This window comes from Curtobacterium sp. VKM Ac-2861 (assembly GCF_013204965.1).
Lineage (GTDB): Bacteria > Actinomycetota > Actinomycetes > Actinomycetales > Microbacteriaceae > Curtobacterium.
Genome location: NZ_JABMLA010000002.1, coordinates 163,234 through 177,586, shown reverse-complemented (window position 1 = coordinate 177,586; position 14,353 = coordinate 163,234). Strand labels below are relative to the sequence as shown.

Annotated in this window: 13 protein-coding genes; 11 read left to right on the top strand and 2 right to left on the bottom strand. The window is 67.6% G+C overall.

Annotated elements, in window-relative coordinates:
* The first annotated feature begins 15 nt into the window (after positions 1–15).
* The 9 genes from purN (at position 16) to HQQ88_RS05575 (ending at position 10,888) form a co-directional block, all read left to right on the top strand.
* Positions 16–609 (top strand): phosphoribosylglycinamide formyltransferase, encoded by a 594-nt coding sequence (purN, locus tag HQQ88_RS05615; RefSeq protein ID WP_111085342.1) that lies wholly within the window; start codon positions 16–18, stop codon positions 607–609.
* On the top strand, positions 606–2,240 hold the full coding sequence (gene purH, locus HQQ88_RS05610; RefSeq protein WP_123936913.1) for a bifunctional phosphoribosylaminoimidazolecarboxamide formyltransferase/IMP cyclohydrolase: 1,635 nt from the start codon (positions 606–608) through the stop codon (positions 2,238–2,240). The genes purN and purH overlap by 4 nt, the downstream gene beginning before the upstream one ends.
* Before the next feature lie 553 nt (positions 2,241–2,793).
* Positions 2,794–4,602, top strand: a complete 1,809-nt coding sequence (locus HQQ88_RS05605; RefSeq protein ID WP_173168901.1) for an ABC transporter ATP-binding protein — start codon at positions 2,794–2,796, stop codon at positions 4,600–4,602.
* Complete coding sequence (locus HQQ88_RS05600; protein WP_254066935.1) at positions 4,599–6,521, top strand: ABC transporter ATP-binding protein; 1,923 nt, start codon at positions 4,599–4,601, stop codon at positions 6,519–6,521. The genes HQQ88_RS05605 and HQQ88_RS05600 overlap by 4 nt, the downstream gene beginning before the upstream one ends.
* Before the next feature lie 145 nt (positions 6,522–6,666).
* Positions 6,667–7,803: a DUF262 domain-containing protein gene (locus HQQ88_RS05595; protein ID WP_173168900.1), complete on the top strand. Its 1,137-nt coding sequence runs from the start codon at positions 6,667–6,669 to the stop codon at positions 7,801–7,803.
* Between the two features lie 20 nt (positions 7,804–7,823).
* The gene (locus tag HQQ88_RS05590; RefSeq protein ID WP_173168899.1) at positions 7,824–8,555 is read left to right on the top strand and encodes a HEPN domain-containing protein; all 732 of its coding nucleotides are present in this window, start codon (positions 7,824–7,826) and stop codon (positions 8,553–8,555) included.
* A 17-nt stretch (positions 8,556–8,572) separates the two neighbouring features.
* Positions 8,573–8,998 (top strand): DUF805 domain-containing protein, encoded by a 426-nt coding sequence (locus HQQ88_RS05585; RefSeq protein WP_173168898.1) that lies wholly within the window; start codon positions 8,573–8,575, stop codon positions 8,996–8,998.
* Positions 8,999–9,371: 373 nt separating this feature from the next.
* The gene (locus tag HQQ88_RS05580) at positions 9,372–9,791 is read left to right on the top strand and encodes a hypothetical protein (protein WP_173168897.1); all 420 of its coding nucleotides are present in this window, start codon (positions 9,372–9,374) and stop codon (positions 9,789–9,791) included.
* A gap of 92 nt (positions 9,792–9,883) precedes the next feature.
* Positions 9,884–10,888 carry a DUF3800 domain-containing protein gene (locus HQQ88_RS05575; RefSeq protein ID WP_173168896.1) on the top strand — a complete coding sequence of 335 codons (1,005 nt, stop codon included), beginning with the start codon at positions 9,884–9,886 and terminating at the stop codon, positions 10,886–10,888.
* Positions 10,889–10,982: 94 nt separating this feature from the next.
* On the opposite strand, the gene HQQ88_RS05570 is transcribed toward HQQ88_RS05575, so the two are convergent.
* Both HQQ88_RS05570 and HQQ88_RS05565 read right to left on the bottom strand, forming a co-directional pair.
* The gene (locus HQQ88_RS05570) at positions 10,983–11,417 is read right to left on the bottom strand and encodes an MGMT family protein (RefSeq protein ID WP_367916981.1); all 435 of its coding nucleotides are present in this window, start codon (positions 11,415–11,417) and stop codon (positions 10,983–10,985) included.
* Between the two features lie 30 nt (positions 11,418–11,447).
* Entirely contained in the window at positions 11,448–11,903 is a 456-nt protein-coding gene (locus HQQ88_RS05565) for a GNAT family N-acetyltransferase (protein WP_111085338.1), read from the bottom strand.
* Between the two features lie 85 nt (positions 11,904–11,988).
* Here HQQ88_RS05565 and HQQ88_RS05560 point away from each other — a divergent pair, with 85 nt between their 5' ends.
* Entirely contained in the window at positions 11,989–13,269 is a 1,281-nt protein-coding gene (locus HQQ88_RS05560) for an ROK family transcriptional regulator (RefSeq protein ID WP_173168895.1), read from the top strand.
* A gap of 124 nt (positions 13,270–13,393) precedes the next feature.
* Complete coding sequence (locus tag HQQ88_RS05555) at positions 13,394–14,323, top strand: hypothetical protein (RefSeq protein ID WP_173168894.1); 930 nt, start codon at positions 13,394–13,396, stop codon at positions 14,321–14,323.
* Positions 14,324–14,353: the final 30 nt, after the last annotated feature.

Genomic DNA, 14,353 nt, shown 5'->3' with positions numbered 1-14,353 from the left:
GGTAGGGTTGGTGCCGTGCTCGAACTGGTCGTCCTGATCTCCGGTACCGGGTCGAACCTCCGAGCCCTGCTCGAAGCGACCTTCGACGCCGAGTACCCCGCCCGTGTCGTCGCCATCGGTGCCGACCGCGATGCCGAGGGGCTCGGTCTGGGCGAGGAGTTCTCGATCCCGACCTTCACGGTGCCGTTCTCGCGCTACGAGACCCGTGCCGAGTGGGGACAGTCCCTCGCCGAGCAGATCCGCCCGTGGTCGCCCGACCTGCTCGTGCTCTCCGGCCTGATGCGCCTGCTGCCCCCGGCCGTGGTGTCCGAGTTCGCCCCGGGCATCATCAACACCCACCCGGCGTACCTGCCCGAGTTCCCCGGCGCCCACGGCGTGCGGGACGCCCTGGCCGCCGGCGTCACCGAGACCGGCGCGAGCGTCATCGCGGTCGACGACGGCGTTGACACCGGCCCGATCCTGGCCCAGGAGCGCGTTCCCGTGCTCCCGGGCGACTCCGAGTCGACGCTGCACGACCGCATCAAGCCGGTCGAGCGCCGCCTGCTCATCCAGACCATCCTCGACATCGCCAACGGCACCACCGACCTGAAGGGCACCCCGAGCGCATGAGCGTGCACGCAGCCGACCCCAGCCTCTACCGCGACCGTGACGTGGTGCCGGTCCGCCGCGCACTCATCTCGGTGAGCGACAAGTCCGGCCTGCTCGAGCTCGCCGGTGCCCTCGCCGAGTCGGGTGTCGAGATCGTGTCGACGGGGTCCACCGCCCAGACGATCCGTGACGCCGGGTACGCCGTCACCGACGTCGCGAGCGTCACCGGGTTCCCGGAGTCGCTCGACGGCCGGGTCAAGACGCTGCACCCCTCGGTGCACGCGGGCCTGCTCGCCGACCTGCGCCTCGAGTCGCACGAGCAGCAGCTCGCCGACCTCGGGATCGCGGCGTTCGAGCTCGTCGTCGTGAACCTGTACCCGTTCGTCGAGACGGTGGCCTCTGGTGCCGACACCGCGACCGTGGTCGAGAACGTCGACATCGGCGGCCCCGCGATGGTCCGTGCGTCGGCGAAGAACCACCCGAACGTCGCGATCGTCGTCTCGCCGTCGTCCTACGCCGAGGTCGTCGAGGCCGTCCGCGCCGGCGGCACCTCGCTCGAGCTCCGCAAGCGTCTGGCGGCCCAGGCCTTCGCGCACACCGCGGCGTACGACACCGCGGTGGCGTCCTACTTCGCCAGCGACGTCGTCGCGGCCGCTGCGGCGCCGACGACCAGCGGCGACATCCAGACGCCCGGCGCGTTCGACGAGCACCTCGGCTTCACCGCCGACCTGTCGGCCACGCTCCGCTACGGCGAGAACGCGCACCAGGCAGCCGCGCTCTACACGAGCACCGACGGCGCCGGCATCGCGCAGGCGACGCAGCTGCACGGCAAGGAGATGTCGTACAACAACTACGTCGACGCCGACGCGGCCGTCCGTGCGGCGTTCGACTTCGACACCCCCGCGGTCGCGATCATCAAGCACGCCAACCCGTGCGGCATCGCGATCGCCCCGGCGGACGCCGCCGACCCGATCGCCTCGGCCCACGCCGCCGCGCACGCCTGCGACCCGCTGTCGGCGTTCGGTGGGGTCATCGCCGCGAACCGTCCGGTCACCGTGGCGATGGCGGAGACCGTGAAGGACATCTTCACCGAGGTCGTCGTCGCCCCGGGCTTCGACCCCGAGGCGCTCGAGATCCTGTCGCGCAAGAAGAACATCCGCCTGCTCACGCTGCCGGCCGACTTCGCCCTGGCGCCGCGCGAGGTCAAGCAGATCTCCGGCGGCTTCCTGGTGCAGGACGCCGACCGCTTCACGGCGTTCGACCAGTCCACGTGGACCCTGGTCGCCGGCGCGCCCGCCGACGACCAGACCCTCGCCGACCTGGCCTTCGCGTGGAAGGCGAGCCGTTCGGTCAAGTCGAACGCCATCCTGCTGGCGAACCAGGGCGCGAGCGTCGGGGTCGGCATGGGCCAGGTCAACCGGGTGGACTCGTGCCACCTCGCGGTGAACCGTGCCGGTGACCGCGCGACCGGCAGCGTCGCGGCGTCCGATGCGTTCTTCCCGTTCGCCGACGGCCTGCAGGTGCTGCTCGACGCCGGTGTGCGCGCGGTGGCCCAGCCCGGTGGCAGCGTCCGCGACGACGAGGTCATCGCCGCGGCGACGGCCGCGGGCGTCACGATGTACTTCACGGGCGAGCGCCACTTCTTCCACTGAAGTGAACAAATCGCGGCATCCTATTGCGCGCTGAGAGTCACTGTGAATAGTCTGTAAGGCTCCGCGACAGGCAGCCGACGATCCCTCGGGACCGGTGGCACCGCGGACACAACGGTGACGAAGACGACGACTGGAGTGACGATGGACAACATGACCGGAACCGTGGCGACGGCCGCCCGCGCAGGTCTCGTGTCCGTCGTGGGGACCACTCCCGCACGGCGATCCCTGATCGCACCGCGACCGCGCGTCGCGGCCGCCGTCTAGCCAGGCCGTTCCCACGGCCTCGCGGCGCCGCACGACCAGCGTCCGCGAACCACCCGCCTGAACCCGGGGGACGAGTGTCTCCCGGTGCCCTCCGGCCCGACCGACGTCACGCGAGTGACGGCGGAGGCGCGACCACGCGCCCGGCCGATGATCAACACGCAACGCCACACCGAGCCTCCAGGTCGAGGCCGCGCACGCACCGCACGCCAGCCGCACGCAAGTACGCACGCAGCAGGCGGTACCGCGCAGCGCGACCCGGGGACCCGGCAGACGCATGAGGACGCAACGCATGTCCAAGTCGCCCACCACGGCGCGCCCGTCCACCTTCCGCGCGATCGCGCGGATCTACCCCTACGTGAAGCCCTACCAGGGGCGCCTCATCGGCGGCATGGCCGCAGCGATGGGAGCCTCCCTGGTGGCGCTCGCAATCCCCTACGTCCTGCAGTGGCTCGTCGACGGTCCGCTGTCATCGAAGGACGGCGCACAGATCTGGCCCGCGGGTCTCGGTGTCCTCGCCCTCGGTGTGCTCGAGGCGTTCTTCATCGCCTCGCGCCGCCGCATGGTGATGCGCCCCTCGACGCGGATCGAAGCGAGCATGCGGAACTCGCTGTACGCGAAGCTGCAGGATCTGCCCGTCGCGTTCCACGACCGGTGGGAGTCGGGGCAGCTGCTGTCCCGTTCCGTGTCGGACCTGTCGCTGATCCGCCGCTGGCTGGCCTTCGGTGTCGTCCTGCTCGTCGTGAACGTCGTGACGATCGTCGTCGGCTTCGTCGTGCTGTTCACCTTCGGGTGGTTGCTCGGGCTGATCTTCCTGATCGCGTCGATTCCGCTGTGGATCAACGGGCTGCTGTTCGAGCGTCGGTACTCCGTCGTCGCGCGCCGCAGCCAGGACCAGGTCGGTGACCTCGCGACGAGCGTCGAGCAGTCGGTGCACGGCATCCGTGTGCTCAAGGCGTTCGGTCGCGGCGGGTCGAAGCTCGAGGAGTTCAGCGAGCAGGCCGAAGCCCTGCGTGGCACGGAGATCAAGAAGGCGAAGGCCATCGCGAGCATCTGGCTGTGGCTGCTGCTCGTGCCGGACGTCGCGTTCGCGCTGTGCCTGCTCGCCGGCATCTGGCTGGCGTCGCAGGGCGAGATGACCGTCGGTCAGCTGTTCGCGTTCTTCGCGACGGCGACGGTGCTGCGGTTCCCGATCGAGTCGATCGGCTTCCTGCTCTCGATGACGTTCGACACCCGCACGGCGGTCGACCGCTTCTTCGAGGTCATGGACTCCGAGAACACCATCACGGACCCGCAGGACCCGAAGACGATCGCGGAGCCGCACGGTGCGCTGTCGTTCAACGGCGTGCACTTCCGGTACCAGGACTCCGCGCCGCAGTACCCGGACCTGATCAACGGCGTCGAACTGCAGCTGCAGCCGGGCGAGACCATGGCGCTCGTCGGGCTCACGGGCTGTGGCAAGACGACGCTCCTCTCGCTCGTGCCGCGCCTGTACGACGTGACCGGCGGATCGGTGACGATCGACGGGGTCGACATCCGCGACCTCACCCGCGAAGAACTGCGCCGGCACGTCGGCGTCGCCTTCGAGGACGCCACCCTGTTCTCGTCGACCGTGCGTGAGAACGTGCTGCTCGGTCGTCCGGATGTGCAGGGTGCCGAGGCCGAGGCGCTCATGCGCGAGGCACTCGACATCGCGCAGGCGTCCTTCGTGGACGACCTGCCCGACGGCGTGGACACCCGGGTGGGCGAAGAGGGGCTGTCGCTGTCCGGTGGACAGCGCCAGCGCCTGGCGCTCGCTCGTGCGATCGCCGCGCGGCCGTCGGTGCTCGTGCTCGACGACCCGCTGTCGGCGCTCGACGTCGACACCGAGGCACGGGTCGAGGCGGGCCTGCGCCGCGTGCTCGCCGACACCACGTCGCTCATCGTGGCGCACCGTCCGTCGACGGTGACGCTGGCCGACCGGGTCGCCCTGATGGAGAACGGCGTCATCACCGCCGTCGGGACCCACCACGACCTGATGGCCACCAACGAGCACTACCGCTACGTCATCTCGTCGCTCGACGACGACGACGCGACCGCACGACAGGAGGCGATGGCATGAGCCAGCAAGAGAAGAACCTGCCGCTCGACACGTCGGCCGGGCCGGGAGGCGCGGATCCCGTCGTCGACGACATCGCCGACGCGCAGTCTGCCGCGCCCGTCACCGCCTCGATCACCACCCTGGGCGTGCGCGGCGAGGAGCGCGAAGACTTCACCAAGGCGGAGAGCAAGCGCCTGCGGCGGCGCTCCCTCGCCCTGCTCGGTTCCCTCGCGGCCCCGCTGAAGCTCCGCCTGGTGCTGCTCGGGATCGTCGTCGTGGTCTCCACGGCGGGCACCGTCGCGGGTCCGGCGCTCATCGCGTGGGGCATCGACAACGCCCTGCCCGCGGTGATGGACCAGAACGACTGGGTGCCGGCGTTCGGCGTCGTCGCGACGTACATCGTCGTGGCCGTCCTCGGCGCGGTGCTCACCGCCTGGTACACCGTGCTCGCCGCACGGATCAGCCAGGCGATCCTGTTCGACCTGCGCAAGCGGGTGTTCCTGCACACGCAGCGGCTGTCGCTCGAGTTCCACGAGACCTACACGTCCGGCCGGATCATCTCCCGCCAGACGAGTGACCTCGACTCGATCCGCGAGCTGCTCGACTCCGGCCTGAACCAGCTCATCCAGGGCGTGCTGTACATGGTGTTCACCGCCGTGGCCCTGGTGCTGCTCGACCCGACGTCCGGGCTCGTGCTCGCGGTGTCGCTCGTGCCGCTCTGGTTCCTGATCCGCTGGTTCCAGAAGAACTCGCAGACGCTGTTCCGCGCCACCCGCGTCACCTCGGCGCGCGTGATCGTGCACTTCGTCGAGACGATGACGGGCATCCGTGCCGTGCAGGCGTTCCGCAAGGAGTCCCGCAACAAGGACGAGTACGGCGGCTTCGTCGAGGACTACCGGCTGGCGAACACGAAGGTGTTCAACCTGTTCGGGACGTTCGACCCGGTGCTCGTGCTCATCGGCAACGCCACGCTCGCTGCGGTGGTCGTCGTCGGCGGCTTCCGGATCGTGGGCGGGACGCTCGAGGTCGGTGCGCTGCTCGCGGTCGCGCTGTACGCCAAGCGCTTCTTCGACCCGGCGCAGGAGCTCGCGATGTTCTACAACGGGTACCAGTCGGCCTCGGCGGCGATGGAGAAGATCTCCGGCGTCCTCGAGGAGCGGCCGAGCGTGCCGGACCCCGTGAAGCCGACCAAGCTGGCCGACGCCACGGGCAAGATGGACTTCGACGAGGTCGTGTTCGCGTACAACGCGGGCAAGGTCGTCCTGCCGGAGTTCGACCTGCACATCCCGTCCGGGCAGACCATCGCGCTCGTCGGATCCACCGGCGCGGGCAAGTCGACGCTCGCCAAGCTCATGGCGCGCTTCTACGACCCGTCGCACGGTTCCGTGCGGCTCGACGGCGTGGACCTGCGCGACCTCGACACGAAGGACATGCGCCGCGCGATCGTCATGGTCACGCAAGAGGCCTACTTGTTCTCCGGCACGGTCGCGGACAACATCGCGCTCGGCAAGCCGGGGGCCTCCCGCGCCGAGATCGAGGCGTCCGCCAAGGCGGTCGGCGCGCACGAGTTCATCATGGCGCTCCCCGACGGGTACGACACCGACGTGAACAAGCGCGGTGGTCGTGTCTCGGCGGGACAGCGGCAGCTGCTCTCGTTCGCGCGGGCGTTCATCGCGGACCCGAAGGTGCTCATCCTCGACGAGGCCACGGCGTCGCTCGACATCCCCTCGGAGCGGCTGGTGCAGGAAGGGCTCGAGACCCTGCTCGCCGACCGTACCGCGGTGATCATCGCGCACCGCCTGTCCACCGTCGCGATCGCCCACCGCGTGCTCGTGATGGAACACGGGAAGATCGTCGAGGACGGCACCCCCGCCGACCTCATCTCGGGTACCGGACGGTTCGCCCAGCTGCACGCGGCCTGGCGCGACTCGCTCGTGTAGGACGCAGCCGGGCTGCACCACGTGGTTGGCTTGCTCCATGAGCAACGACAGCGTGCAGCCCGGCGGCGTCGCCCTGTCACTCCTCGCTCCAACATGTTTTCGTGTCTAACTCACTTTCAGCTCGAGATAGTGCAAGATTGGGCGCATGGTTAGGGTTGCCGCAGAGCGCGCTGATATTGGGGACGGCTTCGACGAGGAGACAAGTGCCGCGATCACGCGTGATAAATGGCTCAAAGCGCAGCGTGACCTCGTCACGACGACACTCGACTACAACTTGAGTACTATTTCGCGCCTCGTATCTGATAATTCTATCGACCTGGACCCGTCGTTTCAAAGAAGGCATAGGTGGGACAGGCGGCGTCAGTCCCAATTGATTGAGTCATTCATGATGAATGTTCCTCTACCGCCGATTTTTCTGAACGAAGACGACTTTGGTAGCTACTCAATTATCGATGGCAAGCAGCGGTTGACCGCGGTGTCGGAGTTCATGAGGGACGGCTTTGCGCTAACCGGCCTTGATGTGTTTTCGGAAGCCGAAGGTCGAAAGTTCTCCGAACTTGACCGGGATCTCCGATCCGTGCTTGAAACTCGGGCCAGTCTCCGCGCGATCATAATCCTTCGGATGTCCGATCCTGACATCAAGTACCAAGTCTTTCAGAGGTTGAATACCGGGGGTGTGCGACTCAACGCCCAGGAACTGCGTAATGTCGCTTATGCTGGACCTCTAAATGATCTGCTCCACACTCTAGCGGAATACGAGCCATTTCGAGAGCTGCTCCGACTATCCGATGTCGAGACTCGTCAGCGCTCCGCTCTTTGGCGTCAGATGCGCGACGTCGAATTGGTGCTCCGATTTTTCACCTTGTCAAGATCGTGGTCGCGATTCTCGGGCTCGCTTGTGCGCGAGATGAATGACTTCATGGGGTCCCATAAAGATTCGTCCGGACGTGAATTGTTGGCTCTTCAAAGGTCGTTCACTGAGACGGTAGACAAGGTTCGAACTGTATTCGGGATCGACGCGTTTAGGCGACCTAACGCGAGAAGCGGTAGGCCTGGAGCGGCTGTTGTTGCTTCGCTGTTTGATGCCCAGATGCTAGGTGTCCAGCCGTTCGACGCGGATCGTGTGGGTCGGGCGAAGGCTGAACTTCAGCAGGGCATGCGCGCCCTTTTCGCCGACACTGATTTTACCGGAGTTATTGGAGCGGCGACAAACACTCCGAGCTCGGTGCGGGAGCGTGTTCAGCGGGTTCGGAATATGGTCGAGGCCGAACTGGGGAACTGATGTCTCTTGCTGGGTATAAGTTGGACATCGAAAGCGTACGCCCGCTTTTGAAGGTTGTTGAAGTGGCGGCTACCAGTCAACAGTCCATTGTCAAAATTGGATTATCTGTTGGCCTTATTCCGCCAGCGGCCGCAGCCTGTATCGTCCTTCTGGTGGGAAGATTTGAGCAATTTTTGAAGGATCAAGGAAATCGGGCTTTAGAACACTACGGGATGGCCACCCCTCCGATACATCGGATCAATTTGCCGCACGAGATGCAGCTCGGTGTTCTCGTCGGTAATCTGAATTCTGCCTTGCGAAAGGCTGATCATGGAGTCCCGATACCAGCGGTGACTCGTATCGCTAGCCTTGACTCGGTAGCAAACCGCATAGCCGACGGCGAGGTCTGGGGAGACAACGCGATCGATACTAAATCGAATCCGAATTCGGCAGTGGTAAAGGAGATTATGACTCTGGCGGGTGTTGCAGGGCCATGGGCCAAAATTGAACAAGAGTTTCAGCCCATCTGGGGCGCGATTGCTGGATCCAATCCGGGATTTAAGGCTATTCCGAGCGCTCAGCAAGAACTTGAGAGCTGGATCACTCATCGTCATTCGATCGCGCACAGCAACGCCTTGCCGACTGTCGGGCCGCATGAGCTTAGCGAGATGATGGAGTTCTTTAGCTCCCTCGGGGAAGCAATCGATAACGTACTTCAGAGCACAGTTTCAGCGGCTATCAGTGGACACGGGAGTGCCATGAGCGCGTGGTGACGTGGTTGGCTTGCTCCATGAGCAACGACAGCGTGCAACCCGGCGGCGTCGCCCTCCGCGACCCCTTCTACGGCGCACCCTTCACCGAGGGCGTCCGGCGGTTCTGGCGGAAGTACACCGTGTTCACCGGTCGGGCCTCGCGTGCCGAGTTCTGGTGGTGGTGGCTGACGTCGCTCGCGATCGGCCTCGTGCTGCAGCTCGTCCCGCAGGCGTTCACGCCGGACACCGCGCTGTTCGAGAACCCCGTCGGGTCCTACCTCTTCGTGCTCTGGGGCCTCGCGACCCTGGTCGGGTCGCTCGCCCTCGGCGCCCGACGGCTGCACGACGCCGGCCTGTCCGGCTTCTGGCAGTTCCTGCACGTCGTGCCGGGCATCGGTTCGCTCGGCGTCTACCTGCTGTGCCTGATCCCGACCAGCCCTAAGGGCGAGCGCTTCGACGTGTGAGGCGACGGCGGCGGGATGCTCGACGCGTGAAGTCCCGGGACGACGACGGCGGGAACTTGCATGAGTCGCACCACGCGGAGATGATCACAGCGATCCGGACCTTCTGTCTGCGTGTGACCCACACGAAGAGCGGCCTGGCCACCCGTCGGCGTGAGACTTGGTCTACGGCACCGAGAACGTCCTCTCAGCACCCTGCTCGGCTCGGCACTCGCTCCCCGGGTCGTCCGCCGTGCACTCCTCGACCTCGCCGGTGCACACGTCGGGTCCGGTCGCGGCGTCGAGTTCGCGCTGACCGGCTCGGCGCGGAACCTCGCCATCGGCAACGGCGTTTTCTGCAACAAGCACGTCTCGATCGAGTCGGTCGCTCCCCGGCATGATCGGCGACGACACGGCGATCGGCGTCCAGACGCTGATCGTGACGAGCAACCACGGTATCGACGGCGCTGGCGACTGGGACCGCACGGCTTCGGGGCGTGCGGTACCCATCGGCGAGCGGGTCTGGATCGGCGCCCGGACGATGGTGTTCTCCAGCGCCGTCATTAAGGACTACGTCGAGGTTGCCGCCGATGCGGTGGTCGCGGGGCACCTGCGCTCCGGCGGGCTGTACGCCGGGGTGCCCGCGCGGCGCGTCCGCGATCTCCGGCCCGCAGAGTCCGCGAGCGTGGCGGACGTCGCCGCATTGGTCCCCGTCGCGATTGGGGCGGGCGGACCGGCGCCTGGTCCGGCCGGCGACGTGCCGGATCCGTCGGTCGATCAGAACAGTTCGAACCAGATCGACTCGCTGGGGGCGTAGCCGACCAGTTGCGGTGGATCTCCCGCGCTTCAATCTGCCTTTCCGCGGCTCAGGCGACGCCGTCTCGCAACGGCAACCTCTATGATTTCCGTATGATCGCGCAGGTCGTCGGGGACGAGTCAGGCTCCGATGGGGAGAATCTCAGTCGTCCGACGCATCGTGTTTTCAGTTACGGCACAACGAACCTGGACGAGTCGACCGCGCGTGATTTGGTCGTTGCTACACGCAGGGAGATCGGGTCGACCGAGGACGAGGCTCTATCGGGTGCCGAGCTGAAGCTGCCAAGACTGATCAAAAAGCACCGCCCTATCGTCGAAGCCTTGTTCGAGGCGGGTGGGCCGTTGGACGGTAAGGCGAGCGTGTACTTGGCTGACAAGGAAAAATTCCTCGCGGGGAAAATGGTGTCCCTCTTGATCGAAGAGGACTCCTATGCCTCAAGGCGTCCCATTGGCGTCCAGTACGAAGCCTTTTATGCGAATGAGATCGCAGACCACGTTCTGCCGATATTGGGGGAGGCGATCAGAGCAAAATTGCTCGAAAGTTTCAACCGTCTGTGTCGGTCCTACAAAGAAGCCCATGCACCTAAGAATCGGGCACAAGACTTTATCAACGCGCTCCGGCTCGCGATACTTAATGCGTCGCATGACCGACGCGCCTCTAGCATGCTGGACCTCCTTTGGAAGGCTCGATCTGAGGCGTACCTCATTGAGAAGGACTTCTCGCAAACGCTTGACCTTGAACCGATGCTGCCGACTCTGCTGGTGGTGACAACCACGTGGCACGAGCGCCTTCGGGGATCTGAGTTTGAGTTGTTGATGGATGAGTACCGCCAGATGACCGATCAGATGCTCGAAATAGTTCAGTTGAATGCGGAGTATCTCTGGGGAGCGCAGCTGAAGCGGATCGTGCAAGTCGAGTCGAAGGATGATCCACGTGTTCAGATTGCGGATTGGATCGCCGGAGCAGGGCGAGTAGTTGCGAGCGAGGTAGTGAGCGGGAAGCGTTCTCGCTTGAGCGGCTTACTCCTTCCGTTCGTAGACAGCGGAAGTATGCGATCGCCTGAGTCCGCGCTCGACCGCTGGATAGCCGGGATTTGAGTCGGCAGAGGCTCGACGCCGCGATCGAACTCGGCGGACCCGTGACCGGGCGCGGCAGGCCAGCTCGGGAGGGGACCCGCTGGACCCTAACGGTTCAGAACGGGTCCGACGGGAACCCCGGGTCCGTCGAGTCGTAGCCGACATTCGGCCGGGAGGCCCGTCCAGCGCCCGTCCCGCCGGTCGCTGTCCCTGACCGGTCACCGTCGTCCGGAGACCAGCGCGCGCGACGCATGTCGAGCCTCCAGGCCGCCGTCCCCTGCACGAGCGGCGTGCCCTCCGCGCGGTAGTGCTGGAGCGCCCGGGCCTCGTGGTGCAGCGGCGGGTGCCCACCCGCGCGCACCACACGCCACCAGGGCAGGTCGGCGCCCTCGTGCGCCATCACCTTGCCGACCGCACGCGACGCGCGTGAGCCGAGCGCCGCGGCGACGTCGCCGTACGTCATGACGTGACCCGGCGGGATCATCCGGACCACCTCGGCCACCGCCGCGCCGAAGTCCTGCTCCGGCGCGGGGGCGTCGCCCTCGGTCACGTCGTTGGTGAGTACGTCGTCGGAGACGTACTAGAGCGTCAGGACCGCGAAGTGGTCGCCGTACTGGGTCTCGCGGACGACCTCGAAGCCGACGGCACGGAAGAACGCCTCGGGGCTGTCGTCGCCACCGGGCTCGTACACGACCGTCAGGCGTTCCTGCCCGCGGCTGCGGGCCTCGTCCGCCAGGCCGTGCACGGCGAAGCGGCCGACGCCGCGACCCTGCGCCGTGCCGGCGACGTTGACCCGCCAGATGGCGCTGCGCAGCTCTTCCTGCGCGTTGTCCGCGTCGAACGAACCGATGATGAGGCCCAGGACCTCGTCGCCGTCCAGGACCACCCGGGTCCACGCGGAGCTCGGCTTGACGTCGGACTCGGCGACCCCGTAGGTGGTCGGCTGCACGAACTGTTCCTGACCCGGCTTGAGCGTCAGGGAGTTCGCCGCGGCAGCGGTCTTCGCGGAGAGTTCTTCGAGACGCAGGTCGGCCATGCGGCCAGGGTAACGGTGCGACCCGTGTGGGGGCCAGCGCGGACGGCAGACCGAGACCGCACCGTTGCCGCGGTATGGTCGCGGAATGGCAGAACATCGGCGTGGAGCGAACCTCCCGTCGATCGGCGGGTTCAACCGCACGGTCGTGCTCGATGCCGTCCGACGCTCGCCGGACGGCCTGAGTCGCGTCGAACTCGCCTCGCGAACCGGTCTCAGCGCGCAGACGGTGTCGAACGTCACCCGGTTCCTGATCGAGGCCGGCATGATCGTCGAGTCCGGCACCGTCGTCGCCGGTCGGGGCAAGCCGCGCACCATCCTGCGGCTCGAACCCGGCAGCCGCTACGCCGTCGGCGTGCACGTCGACCCGGCCGTCGTCACCTACGTGCTCCTCGACCTGGCCGGCACCGTCATCGCCTCGTCCACCACCTCGACGCCGACCGCCGACGACCCGTCCGAGGTCGTCCGCACCATCGGCTCCGCCGTCGACGGCCTGATCGCCGACGCCGGCGTGGACGTCGACGGAGTGCTCGGTGTCGGGATCGCCAGCCCGGGACCCATCGACGTCGACGCCGGCATCGTGGTCGACCCGCCGTTCCTGCCCCGGTGGCGGGACGTGCCCCTGCGCGACGCGCTCGCCGAGGCCACGGGCTACCCCGTCCTGCTCGAGAAGGACGTCACGGCCGCCGCGGTCGGCGAGATGTTCCTGGCGGGGGAGTCGTCGGCGCGCAACTTCGCGTTCGTGTACTTCGGCACCGGGTTCGGCGTCGGGCTCGTCGTCGACCACGAACCCGTGCGCGGGGTCGGGTCGAACGCCGGCGACGCCGGGCACATCATGGTCGACCAGCGATCGCTCGCCGGCACCCCCGACGGGTCCGGCACCCGGGGAGAGGTGGGTGCGGCCGTGGCGCCGGACCGGCTCGTGCGGATCGCGCGGGAGCGGGGGGTGGCGTTGTCCGGCGGCGGCGACGCTGCCGGTGCGGTCTCGCCCGTCTCGTCCGACGGGTCGGTCGACGCGGTGAACCGTGCCTGGGACGAACTCGCCGAGGCCATCGCCGCCGGCGACGAGGCCGCGATCACGCTCGCAGCCGAAGCCGGCACCGTCATGGGCGACGCCGCCGTCGTCATCGTGAACCTGCTCGACATCGACCGGGTCGTGTTCGGCGGACCGTTCTGGTCCCGCATCGCGAGCGCAGCACTGCCGGCGGCCCGCGCGGCGATCGTCGGGTCGCCGTTGCTCGTGCCGAAGCACGCGGTCGACGTGGTCGAGAGCGACCGCGGTGCCGACGTCGCCGCGGTGGGAGCCGCGTGCCTGGTGCTCGACGCCGCGTTGTCCCCGCGGGCGAGCGGGCTGCTCATCCGCCGCTGACCGCGGTTCGTCCGCCGCTGACCGCGGTTCATCCGCCGCTGACGGCGGTCGGTGGTGGCTCGCACCGCCCGCTACGCTGCGAACCGACGGATCCGCCAGGTGGGCGACGAACGACGGGGGACACATGACGGACAACGGCGCCGCGGGCACGATCGACCGACGCTGGGCGAAGGTCCGGCCACTCGTGTTCCGGACGATCATCGGCGCGGTCGTCGCAGCCGGGCTCGTCGGCATCGTGGCGGTGCTGGTCGGCGACTTCGGACGGGTCGCGGTGCAGCTGCTCCTGACGATCGTCGTGGTGGTCGTCTTCGCCCTGCTGTCCTGGTACGACGCCGACGTCTCGTCACGCCGATCGGGCACGTTCGCGTTCGTGAGCATCGCCACGTCGATGTACCTGCTCGTCGCGGGGCTGTACAAGGTGTGGCTCGCCCCGACGGACTCCTCCGGCGATGACGGCCTCTGGCTCGTCGGCGAGCGGTTCTGGCACTGGATCTGGCTCGTCGGCGTCGCCCGCGTGGCGCTCCTGCACGTGCACCTGCTGCTCGTCATCCACCGCCGCTACCCGACACCGGCACTCCAGGTCGTCGCGAAGGCCACCGTCGGGGTCATCGCCCTGCTCGCACTGCTGCTGTCGATCCCGCTGCTCGCACCCGACGTGGACTACGCCCGCGGCTACTGGCGACTCGTCTGGGTGGTGGTCATCCTCGACCTCCTCGGAACGGTCGTCGTCCCGCTCAGCAACGCGCTCTTCCGCCCGCGGGGCGCCGTCCCGGCGGGGGCGGTCGGAGCGTGGCCGACGCCGGAAGCGCCGCCGGCAGCACCCCCGCTGGCGCCCGCGGCACCGATCGCGACGTGGGCCGCCACTCCGGTGCCCGATGCCCCGACGGCTGCCACGACTGCCACGGCGGCCGGCCCGGTCAGCGGGGACCGGTACCGGTACGAGCCGCGTCCGACGTCGTCGCGTGCCCTGGCGTGGCCGCGGTACGTCGACGGCACGCCACTGCCGGCGCTGCCCGACGGGTCGCCCGACTTCTCCGGGGTCGCGCAGGGCTGAGGGGTCGCGGGCACTGCGGGGTCGCGTCAC

Bases quoted from the DNA above. Each gene is read 5' to 3' on its own strand.
- HQQ88_RS05565 (WP_111085338.1), bottom strand. From the start codon at position 11,903: ATGGCCGACCTGCGTCTCGAAGAACTCTCCGCGAAGACCGCTGCCGCG.
- HQQ88_RS05560 (WP_173168895.1), top strand. From the start codon at position 11,989: ATGGCAGAACATCGGCGTGGAGCGAACCTCCCGTCGATCGGCGGGTTC.
- HQQ88_RS05555 (WP_173168894.1), top strand. From the start codon at position 13,394: ATGACGGACAACGGCGCCGCGGGCACGATCGACCGACGCTGGGCGAAG.
- HQQ88_RS05595 (WP_173168900.1), top strand. From the start codon at position 6,667: ATGGTTAGGGTTGCCGCAGAGCGCGCTGATATTGGGGACGGCTTCGAC.
- HQQ88_RS05605 (WP_173168901.1), top strand. From the start codon at position 2,794: ATGTCCAAGTCGCCCACCACGGCGCGCCCGTCCACCTTCCGCGCGATC.
- HQQ88_RS05575 (WP_173168896.1), top strand. From the start codon at position 9,884: ATGATCGCGCAGGTCGTCGGGGACGAGTCAGGCTCCGATGGGGAGAAT.
- purH (WP_123936913.1), top strand. From the start codon at position 606: ATGAGCGTGCACGCAGCCGACCCCAGCCTCTACCGCGACCGTGACGTG.
- HQQ88_RS05580 (WP_173168897.1), top strand. From the start codon at position 9,372: ATGATCGGCGACGACACGGCGATCGGCGTCCAGACGCTGATCGTGACG.
- HQQ88_RS05585 (WP_173168898.1), top strand. From the start codon at position 8,573: ATGAGCAACGACAGCGTGCAACCCGGCGGCGTCGCCCTCCGCGACCCC.
- HQQ88_RS05600 (WP_254066935.1), top strand. From the start codon at position 4,599: ATGAGCCAGCAAGAGAAGAACCTGCCGCTCGACACGTCGGCCGGGCCG.